Origin of the sequence: Belliella baltica DSM 15883 (genome assembly GCF_000265405.1) — a bacterium.
Lineage (GTDB): Bacteria > Bacteroidota > Bacteroidia > Cytophagales > Cyclobacteriaceae > Belliella > Belliella baltica.
The window spans coordinates 864,108-887,804 of record NC_018010.1; the positions used below are offsets into that span (position 1 = coordinate 864,108).

At 37.3% G+C, this 23,697-nt stretch carries 22 protein-coding genes and 1 pseudogene; 8 read left to right on the plus strand and 15 right to left on the minus strand.

Annotated features, from left to right (window positions below):
* Positions 1-54: 54 nt before the first annotated feature.
* Entirely contained in the window at positions 55-1,272 is a 1,218-nt protein-coding gene (locus BELBA_RS04035) for a hypothetical protein (protein WP_014771477.1), read from the minus strand.
* 24 nt (positions 1,273-1,296) lie between these two features.
* A complete protein-coding gene (locus BELBA_RS19835; RefSeq protein ID WP_014771478.1) occupies positions 1,297-1,737 on the minus strand; it encodes a hypothetical protein in 441 nt (146 codons plus the stop codon).
* 72 nt (positions 1,738-1,809) lie between these two features.
* Here BELBA_RS19835 and BELBA_RS04045 point away from each other — a divergent pair, with 72 nt between their 5' ends.
* Positions 1,810-3,486 (plus strand): amidase, encoded by a 1,677-nt coding sequence (locus BELBA_RS04045; RefSeq protein WP_014771479.1) that lies wholly within the window; start codon positions 1,810-1,812, stop codon positions 3,484-3,486.
* A gap of 49 nt (positions 3,487-3,535) precedes the next feature.
* On the opposite strand, the gene BELBA_RS04050 is transcribed toward BELBA_RS04045, so the two are convergent.
* Positions 3,536-4,585, minus strand: coding sequence for a phosphotransferase enzyme family protein (locus tag BELBA_RS04050; protein ID WP_014771480.1), 1,050 nt, complete (start codon positions 4,583-4,585; stop codon positions 3,536-3,538).
* 278 nt (positions 4,586-4,863) lie between these two features.
* On the opposite strand from BELBA_RS04050, the gene BELBA_RS04055 reads away from it, so the two are divergent.
* Positions 4,864-6,639 (plus strand): sodium:solute symporter family protein, encoded by a 1,776-nt coding sequence (locus tag BELBA_RS04055; RefSeq protein WP_014771481.1) that lies wholly within the window; start codon positions 4,864-4,866, stop codon positions 6,637-6,639.
* 183 nt (positions 6,640-6,822) lie between these two features.
* On the opposite strand, the pseudogene BELBA_RS20060 reads toward BELBA_RS04055, so the two are convergent.
* The 3 genes and pseudogenes from BELBA_RS20060 to gldD form a co-directional block, all read right to left on the minus strand.
* Positions 6,823-7,209, minus strand: a pseudogene (locus BELBA_RS20060) (restriction endonuclease); the annotation flags it as partial.
* A gap of 15 nt (positions 7,210-7,224) precedes the next feature.
* Positions 7,225-7,692, minus strand: a complete 468-nt coding sequence (locus BELBA_RS20065) for a winged helix-turn-helix domain-containing protein (protein WP_245531128.1) — start codon at positions 7,690-7,692, stop codon at positions 7,225-7,227.
* 32 nt (positions 7,693-7,724) lie between these two features.
* Positions 7,725-8,306, minus strand: a complete 582-nt coding sequence (gene gldD, locus BELBA_RS04065) for a gliding motility lipoprotein GldD (RefSeq protein WP_014771482.1) — start codon at positions 8,304-8,306, stop codon at positions 7,725-7,727.
* 76 nt (positions 8,307-8,382) lie between these two features.
* Here gldD and BELBA_RS04070 point away from each other — a divergent pair, with 76 nt between their 5' ends.
* Positions 8,383-8,913 (plus strand): DinB family protein, encoded by a 531-nt coding sequence (locus tag BELBA_RS04070; protein ID WP_014771483.1) that lies wholly within the window; start codon positions 8,383-8,385, stop codon positions 8,911-8,913.
* Positions 8,914-8,960: 47 nt separating this feature from the next.
* On the opposite strand, the gene BELBA_RS04075 is transcribed toward BELBA_RS04070, so the two are convergent.
* The 4 genes from BELBA_RS04075 to BELBA_RS04090 all read right to left on the minus strand — a co-directional run bounded on the left by BELBA_RS04075 (position 8,961) and on the right by BELBA_RS04090 (position 15,010).
* Positions 8,961-9,566 (minus strand): nitroreductase family protein, encoded by a 606-nt coding sequence (locus BELBA_RS04075; RefSeq protein WP_014771484.1) that lies wholly within the window; start codon positions 9,564-9,566, stop codon positions 8,961-8,963.
* A gap of 79 nt (positions 9,567-9,645) precedes the next feature.
* Positions 9,646-11,889 carry a TonB-dependent receptor domain-containing protein gene (locus tag BELBA_RS04080; protein WP_041779509.1) on the minus strand — a complete coding sequence of 748 codons (2,244 nt, stop codon included), beginning with the start codon at positions 11,887-11,889 and terminating at the stop codon, positions 9,646-9,648.
* Between the two features lie 158 nt (positions 11,890-12,047).
* Entirely contained in the window at positions 12,048-14,375 is a 2,328-nt protein-coding gene (locus BELBA_RS04085) for a M1 family metallopeptidase (protein WP_014771486.1), read from the minus strand.
* Between the two features lie 53 nt (positions 14,376-14,428).
* Positions 14,429-15,010 carry a HupE/UreJ family protein gene (locus tag BELBA_RS04090; protein ID WP_014771487.1) on the minus strand — a complete coding sequence of 194 codons (582 nt, stop codon included), beginning with the start codon at positions 15,008-15,010 and terminating at the stop codon, positions 14,429-14,431.
* A gap of 96 nt (positions 15,011-15,106) precedes the next feature.
* Here BELBA_RS04090 and BELBA_RS04095 point away from each other — a divergent pair, with 96 nt between their 5' ends.
* Positions 15,107-15,595 carry a DUF6702 family protein gene (locus tag BELBA_RS04095; protein ID WP_014771488.1) on the plus strand — a complete coding sequence of 163 codons (489 nt, stop codon included), beginning with the start codon at positions 15,107-15,109 and terminating at the stop codon, positions 15,593-15,595.
* 18 nt (positions 15,596-15,613) lie between these two features.
* Here BELBA_RS04095 and BELBA_RS04100 read toward each other — a convergent pair whose 3' ends face one another.
* A complete protein-coding gene (locus tag BELBA_RS04100; RefSeq protein WP_014771489.1) occupies positions 15,614-16,171 on the minus strand; it encodes a 2'-5' RNA ligase family protein in 558 nt (185 codons plus the stop codon).
* A gap of 131 nt (positions 16,172-16,302) precedes the next feature.
* Here BELBA_RS04100 and BELBA_RS04105 point away from each other — a divergent pair, with 131 nt between their 5' ends.
* Positions 16,303-17,217 carry a universal stress protein gene (locus BELBA_RS04105; RefSeq protein ID WP_014771490.1) on the plus strand — a complete coding sequence of 305 codons (915 nt, stop codon included), beginning with the start codon at positions 16,303-16,305 and terminating at the stop codon, positions 17,215-17,217.
* Between the two features lie 70 nt (positions 17,218-17,287).
* Here BELBA_RS04105 and BELBA_RS04110 read toward each other — a convergent pair whose 3' ends face one another.
* Entirely contained in the window at positions 17,288-18,661 is a 1,374-nt protein-coding gene (locus tag BELBA_RS04110; RefSeq protein WP_014771491.1) for an exopolysaccharide biosynthesis polyprenyl glycosylphosphotransferase, read from the minus strand.
* Positions 18,662-18,858: 197 nt separating this feature from the next.
* On the opposite strand from BELBA_RS04110, the gene BELBA_RS04115 reads away from it, so the two are divergent.
* Positions 18,859-19,527: a class I SAM-dependent methyltransferase gene (locus BELBA_RS04115; protein ID WP_014771492.1), complete on the plus strand. Its 669-nt coding sequence runs from the start codon at positions 18,859-18,861 to the stop codon at positions 19,525-19,527.
* On the opposite strand, the gene BELBA_RS04120 is transcribed toward BELBA_RS04115, so the two are convergent.
* Positions 19,524-20,699, minus strand: a complete 1,176-nt coding sequence (locus BELBA_RS04120) for a hypothetical protein (protein ID WP_014771493.1) — start codon at positions 20,697-20,699, stop codon at positions 19,524-19,526. The genes BELBA_RS04115 and BELBA_RS04120 overlap by 4 nt on opposite strands.
* A gap of 105 nt (positions 20,700-20,804) precedes the next feature.
* On the opposite strand from BELBA_RS04120, the gene BELBA_RS04125 reads away from it, so the two are divergent.
* On the plus strand, positions 20,805-21,266 hold the full coding sequence (locus BELBA_RS04125) for a GlcG/HbpS family heme-binding protein (RefSeq protein WP_014771494.1): 462 nt from the start codon (positions 20,805-20,807) through the stop codon (positions 21,264-21,266).
* Position 21,267: 1 nt separating this feature from the next.
* On the opposite strand, the gene BELBA_RS04130 is transcribed toward BELBA_RS04125, so the two are convergent.
* Both BELBA_RS04130 and wecB read right to left on the minus strand, forming a co-directional pair.
* Entirely contained in the window at positions 21,268-21,750 is a 483-nt protein-coding gene (locus BELBA_RS04130; protein ID WP_014771495.1) for a cupin domain-containing protein, read from the minus strand.
* Positions 21,747-22,841, minus strand: coding sequence for a non-hydrolyzing UDP-N-acetylglucosamine 2-epimerase (gene wecB, locus BELBA_RS04135; RefSeq protein ID WP_014771496.1), 1,095 nt, complete (start codon positions 22,839-22,841; stop codon positions 21,747-21,749). The genes BELBA_RS04130 and wecB overlap by 4 nt, the downstream gene beginning before the upstream one ends.
* 183 nt (positions 22,842-23,024) lie before the next feature.
* Here wecB and BELBA_RS04140 point away from each other — a divergent pair, with 183 nt between their 5' ends.
* The gene (locus BELBA_RS04140; RefSeq protein ID WP_014771497.1) at positions 23,025-23,690 is read left to right on the plus strand and encodes a hypothetical protein; all 666 of its coding nucleotides are present in this window, start codon (positions 23,025-23,027) and stop codon (positions 23,688-23,690) included.
* Positions 23,691-23,697: the final 7 nt, after the last annotated feature.

Sequence of the window (23,697 nt, forward strand, 5' to 3'; positions counted from 1 at the left end):
AACCCTTAAGGATATACTTCTTTAAGGGTTTTTCATTTAAAACCTTAAATGCGATTACCTTAGAGTTAACCTGACTGTTTTGATCACAGGATTATCACCACTGTCATCAGACCATGCTAGGATGATATCATCACCCTGAGTAGTTAACTGTGGAAAACCACTTGATCTTTTTTCAGAAGAGGAAGCTACAAGAATTGGATTTTCTAATTGCCCATTTTTATTGATTTTTCTCACAAAAACATTACCATCTTCCATCCAAGAAGCTACAGCAGTCTTTTCATTCAAAAGAGCAAGATCTACTCTACCAATCGTTTTTCCCAAATCTATTTTGATGGGTTTCTCAAAAGTAGACTGACCGGCTTGGATAAAAGCCACCTTCACCTCCGGCTTGGTATTGACACCTGTGTACCAAGCAACTGCTGAGGTATTTCCAAAACTTGCTGCTCTTGGCCCATTTACAGGACAACCCTGGACTTTCCAAAAATCATTATAAACAAGCTGTGTCTCTTGCCAAGAGTTATCCACTAATCGAACCATTCCCAAGTCTCTGACTTCTTCCTGTGATCGATCTCTAAAAAAAACAATCGGCTCACTGTCAAAAAGCGTTGCCGAGGTTTGGCAACAATCACATACCCGGTCATCCAACAACCAATCCTCCAACTTCTCCCCATCGCTTGTCAATACAGCCGCTCGAAGATTCATCTGACCTCCATGTCCATCATGGTTCCCGTGATCATGGCTGCCTCCTTGGGTATTTCTTCCATCTAGCCAAGTTATCAACATATTATTTTCCCAAGGAATCATAGACCCGAAACCATGTTCCGTTTGTGTTTCATCATCATGAAGTGTCTTTGGTTCTGACCAATCAACTCCATTTTTTGAAAAAGTAGTTTTGATATCGTATGCAAAAGTCCCCTTACCGCTTTTCTCAAGAAAAAAAGCCATCAATGATCCATCTTCAAAAGCTGCTAACTGTGGATAATCAGCCCAATTGACAAACCAGTCTGATCCTGAGGCTATCAAAGTTGGTGCTGACCATTGCCCATCAATGAGTTGGGAATATTTGAAATAATTTAAGCCTTCTTGCTGCTCTATCCATGAAAGATATACTTCCTCTTTTGGAGAAGTAAATAGATATGGTTCTCCAAAATTGACTTCAGGTTCAGAGAAAATGTAAATCTCCTCGATATCGAAAGCTTCAATTTGCTCTTTAGACTTGATATTACAAGAAAACATAAATGCAAAAAGGACTGGGAAAACAAAATACTTCATAGGTGGATTCGGAGTGGTTTTATTTTATTCTTCTGGAAGAGTCTTAATGTAAGCTTTTACTTTGATTGCTCGCAAGTAAATTATGATCAATGGAATAAGCCAAAATAATTCTGTAAAGACCAAGTGAAAAATTGTTCTTTTATTCCACCCCAACTCTGGAATGAAACCCAAAACAAACCAAGTAGCTAGCACAATTTTTCCCGCAATCCCAACTACGATCAGATAATGCCAAGAAATGGGATAAAACGCACTCAAAAACACTAAAAAGCCAATAAGCATCCCAAAACTCCCTAAGGCTGTAGCGCTTAATGTGGTAGATTCAGCAGGACTCAATGCCAGCCACCTCAACAGATCTGCTCCGAAATATCTGAAAAATGCCGACCAGGCAAAGGTGTACATTCCTGTAAGTAGAAGTAATCCTCGCATTGGCATAGGAAAGGTCGGTGTAAGACTATTTTTATCCATAGGTTTATTTAATTATATTCCGAAAATTTAACATTACATCTCTTTGGAGATCATCACCCTATACAAAACTACATGAAGGATTTTACAAACACGCCAAGATTGGGGATTATTATTCTCGTCCCTGCATTATTGCTAGTCGGTTTTATTGCCGGCAAAAAAATCGGAGAAATCAATCCTCAGGCTATCGAAGGTGCTGAAAGTTTGATCGGAATCAGTTTCTCGCCCGCTGAAAAAGACAGCATGGTGGGTAATCTCGTCAATTACCGCAATGGCTATGAAAATATGCGGAAAACGAAAATAGAGAACTCCGTCAGCCCATCACTGCCCTTCAATCCCTTGCCACATGGTTTTTTCCCCAATCAAAATCAAGAGGAAAATAACTGGGGGCTTCCAAGCAATGTTACTCTTCCAGAGAATGATCATGATATCGCCTTTTTATCTGTGGCAGAGTTATCCACATTGATTAAAACGCAGAAAATTTCTTCTGAAAGATTAACAAGAATCTATTTAAATAGAATCAAAACCTTTGGTGATACGCTACAATCGGTAATCACGGTGCTGGAAACCGAAGCTTTAGCCCAAGCGAAAGCGATGGATGCAGAAATAAAAGCTGGAAAATACAGAGGTCCACTTCATGGCATTCCTTATGGTATCAAAGATCTTTTTGCAGTAAAAGGAACAAAGACCACTTGGGGGGCGATGCCATACAAGGATCAGGTCATTGACGAAACCGCAACAGTTGTCCACAAACTGAATGATGCTGGAGGGGTTCTGCTGGCCAAATTCACGCTCGGTGCATTGGCGATGGGAGATGTGTGGTATGGTGGCGTAACCAAAAACCCTTGGAACCTGAATCAAGGAGCAAGTGGTTCTTCAGCAGGTTCGGCTTCCTCTGTCAGTGCAGGTTTGGTTCCTTATGCTTTAGGAACAGAGACTTTGGGAAGCATAGTCTCCCCTTCTACAAGAAATGGCGTGACAGGCTTGCGACCCACTTATGGTAGAGTAAGTAAACATGGTGCCATGGCTTTGAGTTGGAGTATGGACAAAATCGGCCCGATCTCAAGATCTGCTTTGGACAATGGCATAATCCTATCCATCCTGAATGGTGTGGATAAGTTAGACAAAAGCACAATTCCTGCAGCATTGAACTACAATGCCACCAAATCTGTAAAGGATCTGAAAATCGGATATTTTGAAGATTTCTTTGAAGGCACTCGTCCAACTAATGAAATAGACAGACGGGTTTTGGAGGATTTGAGAGAAATGGGACTAACACTATATCCTGTGAAATTAGAAACAAGTGTGGATGTAAGCAGTATGTTGATCATGCTTTATGCTGAAGGCGCTGCGGCATTCGATGACATGACGAGGCTGGGTCAAGATGATTTGCTCGTCGGACAAAGAAGAAATGCATGGCCAAATCTCTTCCGCTCTGCGAGATTTATCCCTGCAGTAGAATATATCCAAGCAAGTAGATTACGCTCAATTTTAATAGAAGAAATGCATGCCTTATTTCAAGAATATGATGTGATCGTAACTCCTTCCTACGGAGGAAGTCAACTCCAAATCACCAACCTCACAGGTCACCCTGCCCTTTGTATGCCTAATGGGTTTTTACAAAATGGCAGTCCAGTTTCCATCACTTTCTTAGCCAATTTATTTGATGAAGAAAAGTTAATCATGCTCGGCAGGGCCTATCAAGAAATTACCGATTGGCAAAAGAAAAGACCTCCACTGTTTAATCAGTAGAGTGTGGATAAGTCCAAATTTTCATAAATTAAAAAAAGCAACTTGATGGTCAAGTTGCTTTTTTTAATTGGAAAAAATATTCGTTTAGAGACTTTAAAAGCATCATCTGATTCCTTGCTCTATCGAAGTTTTGCTCTGGATATTGCACAGGAAAGTACACATTGTCTTTGAGGTAGTCGGTTAGAAATCTCAGGCCTGAGATATAGGTCATCATCTTTCCACCGTAGTTTAGGGAATTGAGTTCTTCCTTTGTTAGGAAATCTTCTCCTGCAGAAGTATATCCTTCATAAAGCGCCTCGTATTTCAACTTATCCACATTGATTTGATCCCATTGAGTTGAATTCTCTCCCTCCGTGCAAGCCACTGTCCGGACCAAATCTCCAAAATCATAAAATACATATCCTGGCATAATGGTATCCAAGTCGATGACCGCAACCACTTTTTCTTGATCTTCAGAAAATATCAGGTTATTGATTTTACAGTCATTATGAGTTAAACGAATGGGAAGTTTTTCTACCCAATAGCGATATTCCTCAACAAAGCTTTTATGGATTGTATAAAATTCAATAAGCTCCTTTAATCCTTCACCAAGCCTCCCCTCTTTTTGGTCGAGGGCCTCTGTAAATTGTTGATATCTCCACTCCAAATCTAGAAATCTTGGAATAACAGCTTTGAAATCGGAAACATCTAGATTTTTGGCTGTACGAGTGAATTGCGCAAAGGCTTCAGCAGCAAGAAATGCTTGCTTGGGATTCTTTACATCTTCCAAGCAAATTCCTTTGATATAAGGTTGAACTCTAAAAACCTGTTCACCAAAGGTTGTAATCATGCGTCCATTAAGATTCTCTACAGGTAAAGGTAATTGATAGGGGAGCTTCTCAAAAGGTAATTGTTTTCGAAGAATTTGATGGTTATCCACAATAAATTCTGGATTTTCAAAGACACCCTTATTGAAAATTTGCAAAATGTGTTTTTCTTGAGGCTCCGTAACCAAAAAAGTCTGATGTATGTGACCATTTCCAAAAACTTGAATTTGATCTTCAGTCCAATGCTTTCCATAAGCTTGGTTGATTGTTGATAAAAAAGAGTAGTGAGGCATGGGGATTAAGTTTGGATCAAAAATATGGATGATTATCAGTAAAGAGACATAAATGCTGTTATTATACTTAAAATTATGCGGATAAATCGCCGACAGTCAACGGTCCTCAGCCCTCCAATTATGATATTGAGATTATTTTAAGTAGCTACTGGTAAAAAAATAATCTGCATAATAAGATGCTTTTACACGAATTCACTTACTTATATCATTCCTCCGAAAGGTATTGCATGCTTTCGAAATAAATCTTTACTTTCATGAAATTTTAAATCACCATCCTAATGACAATTTCCTTACTCGATTGGAGTATTATCGCTGCATTTTTTGTGATTTCTATGCTGATAGGAGTTTACTCGTCCAAAAAAGCCGGGGCCTCTGCAAAGGAGTTTTTCCTGTCAGGAAGAAATATGCCTTGGTGGCTGTTAGGAGTATCGATGGTGGCGACGACTTTTTCAGCAGATACGCCAAACCTTGTTACAGACATCGTTCGGACCAATGGCGTATCGGGCAACTGGGTTTGGTGGGCTTTCTTGTTGACGGGAATGCTAACAGTCTTTGTTTATGCAAAATTGTGGAGAAGGTCTGAAGTGACCACAGATTTGGAGTTTTATGAATTGAGATATGGAGGAAAATCAGCAGCATTCCTCAGAGCATTTAGAGCCATTTACCTCGGCATCTTTTTCAATGTCGTCATCATGGCGACTGTCTCCTTAGCGGCGATCAAAATCGGCGGGGTCATGTTAGGATTAAGCCCTATTGAAACCTTGCTTATCGCATCGATAGTAACTGTGATTTATAGTTCCCTTGGTGGATTGAGAGGGGTGTTGTTAACAGATTTTTTCCAGTTTTTCATCGCGATGGCAGGTGCTTTTGGAGCAGCAATCTATGTTTTGGACATGCCAGAAATTGGTTCTCTGGATGGTCTACTCACACATCCGAATGTTGTGGATAAGTTAGATTTCCTTCCTGACTTCAATGATTGGAATATGATTATCCCGCTATTGATTATGCCTCTGGCGATTCAATGGTGGGCGACATGGTATCCTGGTACTGAGCCTGGAGGCGGCGGCTATATTGCCCAAAGGATGCTTTCGGCGAAAGATGAAAAAAATGCCATTGGCGCCACCTTATTTTTCAACATCGCACATTATGGCATGCGCCCTTGGCCTTGGATCATTATTGCTTTGGCTTCCTTGATTATTTTCCCAAATGTATCGGACATGCAGGAAGCTTTCCCACATATTCCTGTTGACAAGATGGGGCATGATCTAGCGTACTCAGCTATGCTCACATTCCTTCCTGCAGGATTGATCGGATTGGTGCTCGCTTCGCTGATCGCAGCGGTGATGTCCACTTTATCCACACACCTCAATTGGGGGTCTTCCTACGTAGTAAATGATTTTTACCTGCGATTCCTTAAACCAAATGCCTCTGACAAAGAATTGGTGTTTGTTGGTAGGTTATCCACAGTTTTGTTGATGCTACTTGCAGCGATTCTAGCTTTGGCCTTGTCCAATGCTTTAGAGGCATTTAATATTTTATTACAAATTGGAGCAGGAACGGGAGCGATTTTCATTCTCCGCTGGTTTTGGTGGCGTATCAATGCTATGACAGAAATTGCCGCTATGGTTATTTCTTTTGTCGTGGCCATTTTCTTTGAAGTCATCAATCCAAAGATTGATTTAATTTCTATCCCTGAAGGACAGGAATATTTAAAATTGCTGTATGGTGTTGGTATCACTACTGTAGGTTGGCTGTCAGTAACATTTTTTACGAAACCTGAAAAAGATCATATCTTACTTTCCTTTTATCGAAAAGTAAAGCCTGCTGCTTTTGGTTGGAAAAAGGTCTTGGATCGTTATCCACAAGAACCTCAGGTGCAAGGACAGCTTCCCAAAGAAATTGGACTGATGTTGGTCGGGTCTGTGATGGTATATGCTGTTCTTTTTGCTGTGGGTTTCTGGATTTATGGAAATATATTGGCAGCTACTTTATCCACAATCATTGCAATCATTGGGGCATTAATTATTTTGAAAAGTTGGAAAGGGATGAAGTGATGGGTTTTATCCATTATGAACACAAATAAACACGTTTTTTTATGATTTGGCAAGGTTATTAGCACTTGACAAGCAGTACCAACTTCAGTTTTTTAGCTAAATTTATGAAGTTGAATTCGGTTTTTTTTAGCTAATGGAAAGTAAGAAATTTTTGACTCAGTTATAATACTTGATCTTAATTGCTTAGTCTTTAAACTTTTGAAAATAAGCCATATCCACGTCAAAAACCTTTCTTTCTTTAACGCCAAGCTGTACTTTTTCAAACATCTTGACTAATTTTTGACCGTCAACTAACTCAATTTGAGGAGCTCCTTCTCTAGAAGCTTCCTTTTTAGCATCACGAGTAAATATTCCCGTAGTCAGGATAATTCCTTTCTCTGCTCTACCTATCATAGCGTTTCTAAAATCTCCAACTTGTGATCTAGAAACTGATCCTTTATATCTTTTACATTGAAAGATTACTTTAAAGCTTACAAAGGGGTTGATTTCTAGTATTCCATAACCATCAATTCCACCATCATGAGACCGACCAATAACTTCAACATTTTCAAAATCATGTTCTCTTAAAAGCTCTTTACATACATTTTAAAATCCACTTGGGGAAAGGCTTTGCAATATTTCTAATAAGCTGTTTTCAGCCTTTATTTCAATTGAATCTGGATCATTCTCCTCCTGCTCATCGATGACTTCAGATTTTGACTTATTAATTCTAGCTTTTTGGTTAATTGCTACCCATTTTAAAAAAATCTCTCTTGACTGATCTTTGTCTAAGTAGGTATTCTTTCCTTTTTCAGTAAGCTTCCAAGTGCCTCTTACAGAAGAATCCAATAAACCCTCCCAAGTTAAATACTGTCTTGCCCACGCTACTTGATTATGAAATTTATTAGTTCCAGATTTCAAGGTTTGATCTAAAAAACTTTCATTTAAATTTAAATTTTCGGCTATTCTGTCAGAAACCTCTTTTGGTTTACCTGAAAATCCAAGCTCTCTTAACGCATCCAATAAAGGTCCAAACCAATTTACAAATTCAGATTTCGATTTTCTTTTTATCATTAATTCTAATTTAAAAATTCTAAAATATTGGACTACTCATTCTTAAACTGCAAAGTATTAATCAAATGGGTCATATCAATTTTGATGTGTTCGATTACTGGGGCGAGAGAATCGTTTTTCATAGCAGTATTGAAATATAAAGCCCCTCTAAGAAAATGATCCGTAGAGTCAGTCACAAAAAACTGGAATTGTGTTGGAACTTCTCCACTCAACTCTGCCACCACAGCAGTATAACCTTTTGGTGTAAGAAGTATAGATTCTTCAATTCCATACGCTTTTATTTGATGCTTAGCAGTAAGGTTGATGGCATCATTTAAAACCATTTTTACATCACCACCCTTTGTTCCCAATGGCAAATAAGTCAAATGAACCTTAGCTCCCATTTCTCTATAATTGAGATTGATCCAAGCTTTTTGTTCTAAATTAAAAGTGTCTTGTTCTACCGTTGCAGCTCTTGGAACTTCAAAAAGATATGGATAATTTCCATTCAGGGTATCAAAAGTTCTCTCAGGAAGATCAATGCGATTATACCCCAAAGGTCTCGGCAGATAATCCCCACTGCATCCACTCACAAACAAAACTATAAAAAACCAGTTTAGAAACTTAATTGACATATTTCAAAGTTATCAATTTGGATTGATTTCAACTTTGAAATATCGATATTTATAAGAAACTTAAAAATCTAAACTTATGAAAACTAACAAAACCATCCTCGCGAGTGCTTTAAGCATTCTATTTTTATGCATTGTACAGTTCACAGCAACTGCACAAACCACTATGGAAGAATTTATGATGAAGTGGGAAAATGGTAAGCAGTTTACTTTGGAAGTAGTAGATAAAATGCCAGATGATTTACAAAACTATAAGCCGCACGAAACAGCCATGAGCTTCAATGAACAAATAACCCATCTCTCCTCAGCGATTGCTGGAATTAGCAAAGGTTTTTTATCAGGTGAAGATCCAGCTTTTGATCTCACTTCAAAACCTGCAAATAAAGAAGAACTTAAAGCATTTGTTACTGCCTGCTATGATTATGGAAAAGCAACATTTTCAAAGTTAACAGAGGCACAATTAGCAGAAAAAGTTGAAATCTTTGGAAATACTGCTAGCAGAAGACAAATTATAGCTTTGATCGATGATCATTGTACACATCATAGAGGAGCAGCGATATCCTATATTCGAGCAAATGGTATCGAGCCACCGAGATTCAATGCAATGTAAAAGACAAAAGCCAAGCAAAAATGCTTGGCTTCATTTTTTTAAGCGAATTAGCCTCTTACCCAATCTACTTTTTCTTCTATTGGTTTTCTACGACCCTCAGGCCACCTGTCTGTGGCAGGCTTGGCCACATAGAAAAATCCCATTAACATATCTTCTTCGCCAAGTCCAAACCATTCTTTGGCTTCAGGCCAAAACGTTGGCCCGCCTGTTCCCCAATAAGCTGCTAATCCATGTGCAGCAGCTGTCAAATACATATTTTGAACAGCCATGGCAACAGCTGCTATTTCTTCCATCACAGGAAGGTTTGCTCGAAGATCTCGCTTCATTTTGATTGCTATGATATGGGATGCTTTCAGTGGATTTTCTAAAAATTTCTGGAAGGTTGCTTCGATAAAATTACCATTTTTCTCTGCTCTTTGCTTGTAAAGATTGGCTTGAAAGTCTGCAAATTTCTTCAATCCCTCACCAGAGAAAACTGTGAAACTCCAAGGTTCTGTAAGCTTATGTGTTGGCGCCCAGTTGGCATTTTCAAGCATTTCTTGGATGATTGAATCCTCCACAGGATCATTTTCTTTGAACTGAGCTATAAACATGGATCTCCGTCCACGGATGATTTTATTGACTTCTTCGATGTTAAATTCTGGTCTTTCCATATATTTTAAAAGGTGTTTGTATTATTCTACTTTAGACAATGCAAGATTGGAAAAATAGGTTTCTTAAATCAAAATATTCTTAAAAACTATACCCCAACTTCACACCTCCATAATAATTTCTCAATGGAGCAGGCTGATAAAATCTATTGGCAAATGCATTGAGGTCATTGCCCAAACTGTAGGATTCATTCAATAAGTTATCCACACCAAAATATACCTCAGCATCCCAATTTCTGGCAAAGAAGCTTCTCCAACCGATTCTACTACTTACCAAGTTGTAAGCATCTTGATACACTGTATTCGCATCATTCAAGGGTAACTTATCCACATACTGATGCGTGAAATTTAGATAAAAGCCAAGCTTTGTTCTCAAATCTAATTGATTCACTAAAGTATTTGGGGCGATTCCAGTAAGTTGATTTCCTGAAAAATCATTTCCTCCACTATTAAAATCAGCAAACTCAAAATAATGGCCCGTAAATGCGTGGCTGAGTTTAAATTCCTGAATTTGAGTTTGTGAATTTCGCCAAATAGCGTAGTCCACTTGCGCTTCTATGCCTCTTTGATTGGTACTCCCTGCATTTCTGAACAATACCACACCTTGTTCATTGGCAAATGTGGTAATGGTCTGATCCAATTTGAAATAAAAGCCTACGATATCCACATTGAAGATCCCATGTGTTACTCTGTAGCCCAACTCATAGTTAACTCCTCTTTCTGCTTCAAGGTCTAAATTGATACTTCCTTCATTTGTTCGTACTTCGGCAATAGAAGGAGGCGAAAATCCAGAACTGATACTTCCATGAATTCCAGATTTGTTATTGATCTGATAGGCCAAAGCAATTCTAGGAACGATAATCGGATCAAATTTCCGCTGATTGGAAGATGGTTCGTTAGCACTTGCATCGATGGTTCTGTTGATATCATATCGGGAGAAGTTTTCACTAAACGCAATGGTCATCAGGAATTGATTTGACCATTCTACTTCAAATTGCTGAAAAAGAAAAGCCTGAGTAGTCACCAAATCATCGCTAAATCTAACCGTATCGGCTTGCCCATTTCTATTTCCGAAATTTTGCGCTAAAGTTTTCCCATATTGATATTCCCCACCGGCGATGATTCTGATAGGAAATCGACCGATTTTATCATTTCTGGTGAACTTGGTCCTTCCTCCATAACTGAAAGCAGTTTCCTTTTTATAATCTAAGATAAACGGATTTTCAAATTCCGTGGTGTTGACATACAGAGCGGTTTGATTCTCCAATTTATCGGAAAAAGTATAAGTGTGGGAAAGTGTTCCGTAGAGAGATTTTTGAGCGATAGAGCTATTTTGATTTACAGAACCAGGTCGCGCCTGTCGTGGGTCTTCTTCCAATTGGGTAGCGTTTAAAGCTCCTGGAATTTGATAGTCTAAGTCACTATAGAGAATTTGTGTGGAAAACTTTTGTTTGTCCGAAGGCTTCATATGAGCTGCCAATTGAAATACTTTTCTATCAACAGCACTGTGTTCCCGATACCCATCAGATTTTTGATGAACATAAGAAACGTTCAAACCGCCGTCCCCTATTTGTTGATCAATTCCAAATCGATATCTTATCAAACCAAAATCCCCGGCATTCAAATCCATAGACACCCTATTTTCTTCAATTTGTGTTTTACTATGAAAGCTAATCACACCACCATTTCCCGCACCATAAATACTACTCGCAGGTCCTTTTACGATTTCGGTCTGTTGAATATTACTGAGATCCAGTAAGTTCAAAGGAGTCGTTCCATCAGGGGAAGTGAAAGGAATTCCATTCCAATAAACTTTTACATTTCTAACACCAAAGGGAGACCTCAGCGAACTTCCACGAATAGATATTCTGTAACTAGCAGGAGCTCTTTCCTCCACTCTGATACCTGCTTTAGTGTTGAAAGCATTGGCTATGGAAGTTTCATTGAATCTATAAAGCTCACTTTCCAAAACCCTACTCACAGACCCGGCTTGCTGCAATAAAGGTCTATCGGAATCAAAAGCAGAAACTGTCACTGTGGATAAGTCGTTTGTTTCCGGAACTAAGACAACAATATTCTCCTGATTTGGAATGATTTCTTGACTCTTCTTCTGATAGGCAATATGTGAAAAATTAAAGCTTTTAGATTGTGTCAAATCAATTTGTGCAATGCCTTTATCATTGGTGATTTGACCTTTAAATCCTATTCCTTTGATCGCTACCCCGGGTATAGACTCTTGTGATTCAAGATCCACCACCTGAATTGTGGTTTGAGCAAAAAGTGAAAAAGGTAAAAATATGATTAGGAAGAAGTAGTGTTTTTTCATGTTGGATAATTTTAATTCTAGACTGTAAGTATCCTTTTTAAGCAGATTGACTTTAGTTTCGGTCATTTACAAAAGGCATAACACCAACTCAATAAAAATGATTAAAAAAAACCTCAAGATTTAAATCCCGAGGTTTTTTAAAAAGGTAGATTTTAAAATTATTTTCTTTGGGCTCTTTTCATTGGATTATCTCCTGAAGAAACCCCTCTTGCACCACCTGCGCTTTTGAATAACTCAAACCTACTAGGTGTGAAAGTTCTAGGCCAATAGTTATTAGATTCATCAATATCTGCTGTCTCTCTGAATGGATCAAGCACTATATTTTTCACTTCTTTTTTCTTCGCAAAGACCTTTGAAACTTCTGTTTCATTCAATCTCCAAATCTGTGCAGGAATTCTTTCAACTTCGGATGTTCCATCCACATAATTAAACTGAATAATCAAAGGCATCACCAAGCCACCAACATTTTTAAACTTCATTTCATAGAAGTTCAACCCACTATTTAGTAGGTCTTTTTCTTCTTGGCTAAGTCTAGCCATAAAGTCTCTGTAAGCCTTTTCATCTTCTGGAGTGACTGAGAATGGGTTATAGCTATTATAGAAATCTCGTGTTGCAGGATCTGCTTCCAAGACTGTTTCTTCAATATCCTTGGCATTGTAAGTTTTAGAAACATAACTCTCTTCTCTATCAAACGCTTTCTTTGCATCCGCTTTTTTCTCCGCTGGAGTTCTATTATCAAGCTTGTACCAATTTACCGCTTCTAAAGAAATGTCAACTGGCTCAGTATCAAAAAACCAACCTTTCCAAAACCAATCCAAATCAACACCAGAAGCATCTTCTAAAGTTCTAAATAAATCTTCTGGAGTAGGATGCTTAAACATCCATCTTTGCGAATACTCTTTGAAAGCATAATCAAACAGCTCTCTTCCCATCACAGTTTCTCTTAATATATTAAGTGCTGTAGCAGGTTTTGCATAAGCATTTGGGCCAAATTGAATGATATTCTCTGAGTTAGTCATAATTGGCTCAAGAAGATTCTGACTACTTCTCATGTAAGAAACAATCTTATGGGCTGGACCTCTACGGGAAGGATAATCTCTATCCCACTCTTGCTCTGCCATAAATTGCATAAAGGTATTTAAGCCTTCATCCATCCAAGTCCATTGTCTCTCGTCAGAATTGACGATCATTGGGAAATAATTATGACCTACTTCGTGAATTATCACTGAAATCATCCCGTATTTCACTGCATCTGTATAAGTTCCATCAGAATCAGGACGACCATAGTTGAAACAAATCATAGGGTATTCCATTCCATTGCTCGCTTCTACAGAAATCGCAACAGGATAAGGATAGTCAAATGTTTTAGCAGAATATGATTTAAGTGTGTGGGCAACTACTCGCGTAGAATATTGCTCCCAAAGTGGGTTCCCCTCTTTTCCATAATAAGACATCGCCATTACATCTTTGCCGCCTTGCTTCACAGCCATTGCGTCCCAGATGAACTTTCTAGAAGAAGTCCAAGCAAAATCTCTTACATTTTCAGCATGGAAAATCCATGTTTTCTTGTCCTTTGATTTTCCTTTTTCCAATCTCTCAGCCTCAGCTTGTGTTCTGATCACTACAGGCTTATCATATGACTTTTGGGCTTGCTCCCAACGTTGTAATTCAGTAGCTGAAAGCACTTCCTCAGGATTTTGTAACACTCCTGTAGAGCCAACCATATGATCAGCAGGGACAGTTATTTTTACTTTATAATCACCAAAAGTCAAAGCAAACTCACCTCTGCCTACGAATTCTTTATTTTGCCACCCTTCAAAATCTGAATAAACGGCCATTCTCGGAAACCATTCAGCCATCGTATAAAGGTAATTTCCATCTTTCTCGAAAAACTCATATCCTGGACGTCCACCGATAAAACTCATTCTATCATGAATATTGAATGCCCAATCAACTGTGAATTCAAACTTTTCGCCTGACTTCAATGGCTGAGGAAGGTCAACGCGCATCATCGTATTGTTGATCGTTACAGGAATATCCTCACCTGACATGGTTTTTACAGAATTGATTTTGTATCCCAAGTCCTGATCATGCCACACAATCCCTTCAAGTTGTCTCATCGACACTCTTGAATTGATGCTGCTTTGAGCCATTTTTGGGGTATTGGAATCAGCAGCTCTTTCGTTTTGATCAAGCTGAATCCATAAATAAGTCAATTGATCCGGAGAGTTGTTGAAATAGGTGACTTTCTGCCAACCTTTGATGGACTGATTGTCATCATTCAATTCTACTTCGATTTCATGATCTGCTTTTTGCTGCCAATACATGTGGCCTGGAGCTCCTGATGCGGTTCTGTATACATTTGGAGAGCGAAGCATCGATCCTAATTGTTCGAATCTTTCCGCATGATTTCTTTCGCTTCTTTGAGCAAATGAAGAAACGGAACACATCAAACCTAAAACGAGGAGAGTAAGTATTCTTTTCATAGAGTTTATTTATTGTTTTTTGACCTATAATGGCCGATGTATTCTTTTGAAAACTACCAATATTTGGTATCAATCATCATCATAATTGACATCCCCAAAACGATTGCTGAGATGGTGATTGTCCATTCTTTTCTATTGACACCTATGAGACCTACGATAAGCGATGAAGCAATCAAGAAAATGGCAACGATGGCCAATTGACCTACTTCCAAGCCAATGTTGAACGCCAGCAAAGGTTGAAAGATTGAAGCTTCTCTTCCCAACAATGACCTTAAGTAATTTGAGAATCCTAGACCGTGGATCAAACCAAAGAAAATAGCAAAGATATAGTTGATCTGAATTCCTCTACTATTACTTGGCCTTGGTTTGAAAACATTAGCTAAAGCAGTAATTGCAATCGTGACAGGAATAAGAAACTCAATCAGGCTTGAATTTACTTTTACAATATTTAATGTTGCCAAAGCCAAGGTAATCGAATGACCTATGGTGAATGCGGTAACTAAAATTAGGATTTTTTTCCAATCTCTAGCCAAGTATATTGCACAAAGTGCAATGACAAAGAGAATATGATCAAAACCCTTTAGATCAAGTATATGTTTGTAACCTAATTCAAAATACAGTTGAAACTGACTCATTTATACTGGGTGCTTTAATAATTTATTTAATATCTATATTTCGGGAATGTAAGTATAATGCATAATTTGCACAAAAAGTAAAAATAAAGATCCCAAATGTTACAATATTACATTTTCACATTAATTCTAGGATGGAAGGTATTACTTCATCCCTTCTACATCAGCCTTACAGAAATCAGGTATAACGATGCTGAAAAAACCATTGAGATCGCACAAAAGATTTTTTGGGATGATCTGGAAAGAGGACTTGGAGAAACCAACAAAACCAAGGTGGATTTTCTAAATCCAAACTCACCGGAAAAGCTTGAAAAAATGATTAGGGAATATGTCCTTAAGCATAATCAAATTACAATTAACGGCAAAAATGTATCGCTTAATTACTTAGGTTATGAAATAGAAGAAGATGCCACTTGGATCTATATAGAAGGTACAAACGTAGAAGTACCAAAATCTGTTGAAATTATAAATACAATCCTCATAGAAACCTTTGGTGAGCAACAAAATATTATAAATTTCTATGTTGAGAAAAAACCAAAAAGCCTTATCCTATACAAGGACAAGACTTTTGGGGAAATATCTTTTTAAAGAGAGTGAAATCAAATACTAGAAATCAAAAGAATTTTTAATTTCTTCTAAGATCACCCATCGCCCAGCAATCCGTTTTAAAATAAACAGACTTTTCACATCATGATGTGCTTTGAATTTCTTCGATTTGATAAAATTCCAATATTCGTCAAATCTCTTTTCTTTGACATCTTTGAAAGCTACAGTCATATGCGGAGTGTAATTTGAATCACTTAGCTCCTTTACCAAATTCAACTCCCTTTTACAATATTCAGCAAGTTCAGCTTGAAGCACTTTCAGGTGTTCGTTTGGTTTCACTTTGATATAAATTACTCGCTTACCAAATCGACTAAAGCCATCAAAATCTAAAGAAAACCCTTTCCTTTCTTTAAGAAAAAAGCCGACTTTTTTTATCAATTCATCCTCTTTTGCTTCGTTCCAACTGAATGGCATTTTGACTGTGACATGGGCTGGAGATTTTAAGGCATATTTGAGTCCGAAAGCTTCTTTCAAATCTTCCTTTATCCTTGTTGCCTTCTCTTGGAGTTCTCCTTGAGGAACTATTGCAATGAAATATTTACCAAAGATTTTAGCCATTTGACACAAATATATTTGAATTCAGGCTGTCTTCTATTTATTTCATTGGTATTAGGAGGATAATTATATTAAAGCATTACAAAATTCAACAGCAAAACATTAAATTGAGACATCATTCAGAAAATAGAAATATGAAGAACTTTGAAAAAGCAATGATTGGACTTGATCTCACCGAAATGGATGAAATCTTGATAAAAAAAGTCGCCTATATCAGGCAAATCATGGGGTTCAAAAAAATATATTTGATTCATGTAGCTAAAGATCTCTCTTTGCCTGAGGAAATTAGAAAGGCCTATCCTGATCTCCTTGCCCCAATGGATGAAACCATCCATGCGGAGATTAAAACTTTACTGAAAAATGAAAAAGAATTAGACCCTTCTATTGAAACAGAAATTTTGGTTTTAGAAGGCAGCCCTTTGGAGACTTTTCTCCGAACCGCAAAAATCAAAGATGTGGACCTCATCATCATGGGGAGAAAATTTGAATTGGCTGGCAGCGGCTCTCTGTCTAAAACAATGGCACAGAAAGCCCCATGTTCAGTACTGTTCCTTACTGAAATAGGGCCTATAGCTGTTCCAAAAAAGGTGATGATTCCTATGGATTTTTCAGAGCATTCACATCTTTCTTTTGAGTTTGCCGAAAAGCTACATAAAGAACTTGATACAAAGATTGTAGGTTTACACGTCTATGAAGTTCCTACAGGATATTATAAAACTGGAAAATCATTTGAGGAATTCGCCAAAATTATGGAGGAAAATGCCAAAAAAGATTACGAGAAGTTTATTAAAAAGCACAATCACACTGCTTTTGAGTGTAGATATCTCTTAAAAAAAGATGGCAATGTGGGAAGGTTTATAATACAAACAGCTAAAGATGATGACATCAATTTAATTTTAATGGGAAGTAGAGGTAGAACTAATTCCGCTGCAATGCTTTTAGGAAGTACTGCAGAAAAAATCATTAATCTAAACAATGAAATTCCAATGATCATCTTTAAAAACAAAGGTGAAACAATGAGCTTTTTAGATACTTTGATGAAAATATAAATCTGTCTCAAAAACTCAAAAAAAGAGCGTGCTCGTTGAGCACGCCTTTTTTTTGAGTTTGATTTCACAATTAATATGCGCTTTCTCTATTATAGACCAGTTCAATAATCGTTCGAATGCAGATATTAATATCCATCCAAATCGTCCAATTTTGAATATAAAAAGAATCTAATCTTACTCTTGAGCGAATTTGTCTTAGATTTTCTATCTCACCACGATATCCTTTTACTTGGGCTAAGCCTGTTATACCTGGCTTGATTTTATGTCTTGAGTTATACTTTTCTACTTGAAGCTGAAATGTTTGATTCATCGGAATTGTGTGTGGTCTAGGCCCTACTATGGACATATCTCCAATCAGCACGTTCAGAAACTGTGGCATTTCATCAAGAGATGTACTTCTTAGGAAAGCACCGATTTTGGTAACTCGAGGGTCATTTTTAGTAGCTTGCTTCGTGTCTGCATAATCATTCGGTGTCATCGATCTGAACTTCAAACATCTAAACACCTCGTTATTCACACCATTTCTCTCTTGAATAAAAAATATTGGTCCTTTCGATTCCCATTTAATCAAAATCCCCACTAAAGGTATCATCCAACTTAGAATAAAAATCACGACAAATAAAGAGAAAATCACATCGAAAACGCGCTTGAAAACCCTGTTCATCATATTATCTAAAGGGATATCATTGACATTGATAACAAAAAATTCTCCATATTTAGAAAATGAAAGGTTCTTTTCTAATTGCAAATTTCCATTCGGGATAACTTTTACTTTGATATATTTATCGTCAGCATAGTCCATCACCTTTTTTATAAATTTAGCATCAAGGCTTTCACTTATGTAAATCAAATCTAAATCCAAGTCTTTAGCTTCTTCAAAAAACTGTGGAAGACCTCCTCTAACATTGATACTTCTATTGTCAAGATCATCGTAAAACCCAAGGAAATTAATACCGAAATCTCTTCTTTGCTTGAAAACTTGAGATAACTTATTACTTACACCGCTTTTGCCTAGGATAATCGCATTTCTGTAGTTTTTCCCTTGAATCCGATATTGCTTAAGTGCTAAATGCACCCCTACTCTGAAGAGCCCCAAAAACATCACAGAGATCACTGCTACACCAATCAAAAAGAAAATCCCTAAAGGATGCTCCTGCGTCGGAACCCAAAAAATGGATAATAAACCCAGCAACCAAATCAAGGATTCTGGCAACTGCTTCAGCGTAAATCCTACTTCTGTTGTTCTTCCAATTTTGTAATCCTTTCTACCTACAGATATAAGTAACCAAAAAAGGAGGAAATAACCATAAAGGGCTAAATTTATCTCAGGATAATTTATAAAATAACTGAAAAGGAGAGCAGTTACGCTCAGTCCAAGTGCGAGTACTAAAAGATCCCCAAGTACAAAAAGCCAAGGGAAATATTTGTGAAAACGTCTTTTCATAAAAATTGATTAATCCTAAAAAGGAATTACGAATTAGGATAGATTTCTTTTAAGTATTGATTATCTGAATTTTTTCCTTCAAATAATTAAATTTGGTTGTAAAATTAAAAAAGATTTACAAAGCAGTATTACATTTGAGGTAATTAATTATTCTCTTTACAATATTTCTTTCAAAGCTATAAAAGGCAATTTTGCCCATGTCAAAAATTAAAAATTTACTAAGCCCTTCGGACAATCCCGAATCTATAGGGAATAAGTTCAGAAGTAGACGCTTTTTTGTATTTGAAACCTTAATTAAAAAAAATTTTCCGCTTGGGAGTGAACTGAAAATCTTAGACGTAGGTGGTGCAGCTTATTTTTGGAGAGATAAAGATTTTTTAAAAAAATATAAAGTAGAAATTATTTTACTCAATTTGGAATCTTCTGAAACACAACACCCTCAGTTGAAATCGATTGTTGGAGATGCGACAGACCTTTCTGAATATAAAGACGAAGCTTTTGACCTCGTTTTTTCAAATTCTGTCATAGAACACCTTTACACATGGGACAATCAAGTCAAGATGGCCAATGAATGTGTTCGGGTAGGTAAAAAACATTTTATCCAATCTCCTAATAAGCATTTTATAGTAGAGGCTCATTATACCCTTCCTTTTGCACAATATCTCCCCAACAAACTCCTATTTGATATTCTTACAAAAACTAAGCTTAGTCAAACCCGAAAGTGGGATCCTGATGCTGCCATGCAATATATTGAAGAAATTAGGTTACTAACTGGAACTGAAATGAAAATGCTCTTCCCAAAATCCACAATCTACAAAGAGAAATTTCTAGGCATGACCAAATCTTTTGTCGCGCACAACCTTTAGCCCTTTTCTCGCAATTCATAGATGTAATAACACTGATATTCTTTTTCAAAATCATGCAGTTCGGCTTGATCTCCGTACTGTAAATATCTATTTTGGCCAACGTTAAGCTGGATTTTCCCAGGCAAATTCCATTCAATTGGTTTTCCAACTTGCTTACCATCTTTGATATAGAAATAGTATTTTTTACGTGATTCTGTTTCTAACTTCTGCTGCTCCTCAGTTGGGTTCTCAAAAACCAAATTTGGATCAGAACCAGTTCTATAACCAACTAATACTTCATCACCATAACCGACTATCTCATTAAATACCCCTCCAAATCTACTATTATTAGTACGATGCTCTTGGACAGCTGCTCTTGTAGCTTCTTCCAATGGAACAGTTATCAATTTGTTAGGCGTGATTCTTTCCAAGTTAATCTTATTGACAATCTTGAAATTGTCATTAGGATCAATTTGATACAAGATAGAATCCCCCCACATAATACTGGAAATTGTAGTGGATTTTAAATCAGAAAAATAGATTGGATTATCCATAAATGGAATGAAAACTCCTTGCTTAAAAGCACTGCTTTCATCAATCTTTCCTCCTTTATTAATTTCCCCTGTTTGGACATTTTGCAAATGAACCATATTCAGGGTATCAAAATAATCAACAGGATAAGTTTGCAGAAAGGCATCATTCATATTCACTAAAGCTGAAACAGCTCCATCCTCCGTTTTGAAAGTACTCATATTGTCCCGAGTGAAATTGATCAATCTAAATCTAATTCCTTGCTCAAATGGAAAGCTCCTTTGAACTTTCAGATTGAGATCATATACAAAAGTCTTTCCATCTGTAACCACCATAATCTCATCCCCTACAAACCCTACTCTTGCTGTAACTAATCCAAAAGCATCAGGGCCTTCGGCTAATGTGTTTTCTGCTACAATTTGTCCTTCTTTATCGATGATTATAAACCTGCCTTCCATACTCATCTGAGGAATGATCAAGTACAGCTCTTTTTCATGATGATAGTCCAGTATATGGACAGTCTTTAAAATATCAATGACTAAGGAATCCACTTTTACAAATTCAAATTCAACATCTTTGTCATAATCTGAAGAATTTCCCCCACAAGAATAAATGCCAAAAATAAGAGAAGTAATAAATAGAATTAAGCCGATTTTTTTCATATCCAAACCTAATAATTTCCTGGTTACAAATGAACTAAAATAGAATTAATTTCTATTTTGGAAATATTATTCTGAACTTCATTCTCCAAATCAAACTCTTATTCCATGAAAAATATTCTTGTTACACTTTTGCTCGGTCTTTCATTCTTTACTTTGGTCCATGCCCAGACCCAGCCCTATCTCAATCTGGAAAATGCCACAAAAATTGCTGATGCAGCTCAGGAGAAAGCAATTTCTGAGAAATGGAATGTGGTCATTTCAATTCTTGACCAAGGAGGAAATTTGATTTTGCTGAGAAGAATGGATGGCACACAAATCGGGAGTATAGAAATCGCGCAACTCAAAGCCAAAACAGCATTTGAATTCAAGCGTCCGACAAAGGTTTTCGAAGATATGATCAAAGGAGGAGCAGTTCATTTGACCACCATGCCTATCACAGCTGTGGAAGGAGGTCTGCCTATTTTTAAAGATGGCGTTTGCATTGGATCTATAGGAATCTCTGGAGTAACTTCCGCTCAAGATGGCATCATCGCTGAAACCGCATTGAAAGCTGCTGGATTGATGTGATCTAAGTAAGTATTTGTATTATCTCTTCGTGCTCGGGAAATTTTACTAAGAGCTCTTCTTTGTTAAAGAGTCTAAAATCTTGAAAATCAAAACCTGGAGCAACAACACATGAAACCAATGCATAGGAATCATGCTCATCAACCGTAGAACCAAAAATAACTCCAGCAGGAACCATCTGCTGGGGCTTATATTTTTTACCTGCAGGACCAACTTTGATTTTTTCATATTGCCCACCTTCATCAATTACATGAACCGTCAATGGTGATCCTTCATGATAAAACCACATTTCATCACTTTTGATCTGGTGAAATTTGGAAACATTCTCTGAAGTCAGCAAAAAGTAAATTGAGGTCATCAGGCTTCGTTCTCCGTTGTCTGTATTAATTTCCAAATCAGATCTATAAATTTCTTTATAAAACCCGCCTTCTGGATGTGGCCTCAAATCCAATTGAGCAACCAACTCATCTATTCTAAACTTACTCATCCGTATAATTCCATAATTTTATCCACGATTCTCTCAGCTGTCTTTCCATCCCAAAGAGGGATTCCTTGATAGGATTTCCATTTCCCTTTCATTAATTTTTCCATAAAAGGTGCTAAGTTTTGAGGATTTGTACCAACCAATTCATTTGTGCCCAAGTGTATGGTCTCCGCTCTTTCTGTATTGTCTCTCAAAGTCAAACAGGGTACGTTCATTACACTCGCCTCCTCGGTGATTCCTCCCGAATCAGTGATTACTGCAAAAGCATTTTCTACCAAGTAATTGAACTCCAAATAACCCAAAGGAACTACCATGTGTAAATTAGAATGTGATATACCAAGATTTTCCAAGCTTTTGGCTGTTCTTGGGTGCACAGGAAAAATTATTGGCAAGCCCTGACTTCCCTCAATAATTGCATTTATCATCGCTTTGAGTTGTCCCTCTTGATCTACATTGGCTGGTCGATGCATGGTGAGTACGAAGTATTTTTTAGCTTCCAAAGCTTCAAATACTGCTCCCTCTGGTTTTTGGAATTTTGATCTGTTAGCCAATAGGGTATCTATCATGGTATTGCCTACATAATGAATCTTTTCCTTGGCAAACCCTGCTTTGTGTAGATTTTCATTTGCTATCTCCGAGGTGGTAAAGAAAAGATCAGAAATGCTATCTGTCACCATTCTATTGATTTCTTCAGGCATGGTCAAATCTCCAGAGCGGATACCACCTTCTACATGAGCCACATCAATGCAAAGCTTCTTGGCAGTGATCGAGCATGCCAAGGTAGAAGTCACATCACCCACTACAATCACCAAATCTGGTCTATTGGCTTCCAGCTCTTTTTCAAAAGCAATCATCACAGCAGCGGTTTGCTCCGCCTGAGTACCACCTCCAGCCGCTAGGTTGACATTAGGTTCAGGTATATTTAATTGATCAAAAAAATCCCCTGACATTTTTTTATCATAATGTTGGCCTGTGTGAATCAGTCTAAAGGATAATTTAGCCCCATTTTTGATCTGTTTTTGAATGGCGTGAATAATAGGAGCTATTTTCATAAAATTAGGCCGAGCTCCAGCCACCAATGTAATCTTGATCATAAAGTAATAGATGTGATTTCGAATGGCTAAAATAGCTATAATTGATCGGGGGACAAAGCCAAACAAATTTGTATTCCTAGTTTGGAATAAGACATTTTGTAGATTTATTTCGTTTATTTGTAGACTATTTAAAATCCCAATGCCTAACCTTTAGGTAAAGTGATTTAATAAAAGATTTATATAATGATGTTTAATTTCAGAAAAGCGGTACTTGTTTATTTTTTTGGGCTACTTATCATGATTACAGTAAGTTCTTGCCAGGATGAATTACTTGGAGAAGTAAGAATCTATTCCAACGATTTCAGTCAGTTGGATTTGAGAAATTTCAATAACTCAAGACTTTTTGTTTATCAAAACGACACCATTATGGGGTTTTATCACAATGAAGAAGTTTGGGTTAAGCTTTACGATATTCCACCACATAATGCGCTAAAAATCACGATTGAAGTACTGGCACATGATAGCTGGGATGGTAATTTAGATGATGGTGTTTCTGGACCTGATTATTGGTACTTCAAGCTTGATGATGAAGAAGTCTATAGAACTACTTTTTCTAATAGCGTTTGTGTATCTACTTATTGTTTGAGACAATCCTATCCAGAGCAATTTTTCAGACAGAATTTTCCCAAAGAAGGTGCAGTACAAACCAACTTGCCTGGGCTTTGTAGTACAGCAGGAGTGCCAAACAACACCACAAAATATTCCATCACAAAAACTTTTAGACATTTTCAAGATAGTGTTAAAATCACTATGGGTGATGAATTGATGCAAAGCAACGCATTCAGTCCGCTTTGTGACGAAAGTTGGTCAGTTTCCAAAATAGAAGTAAGTGCAGTAGCAGTAAGATAAGTAGGAT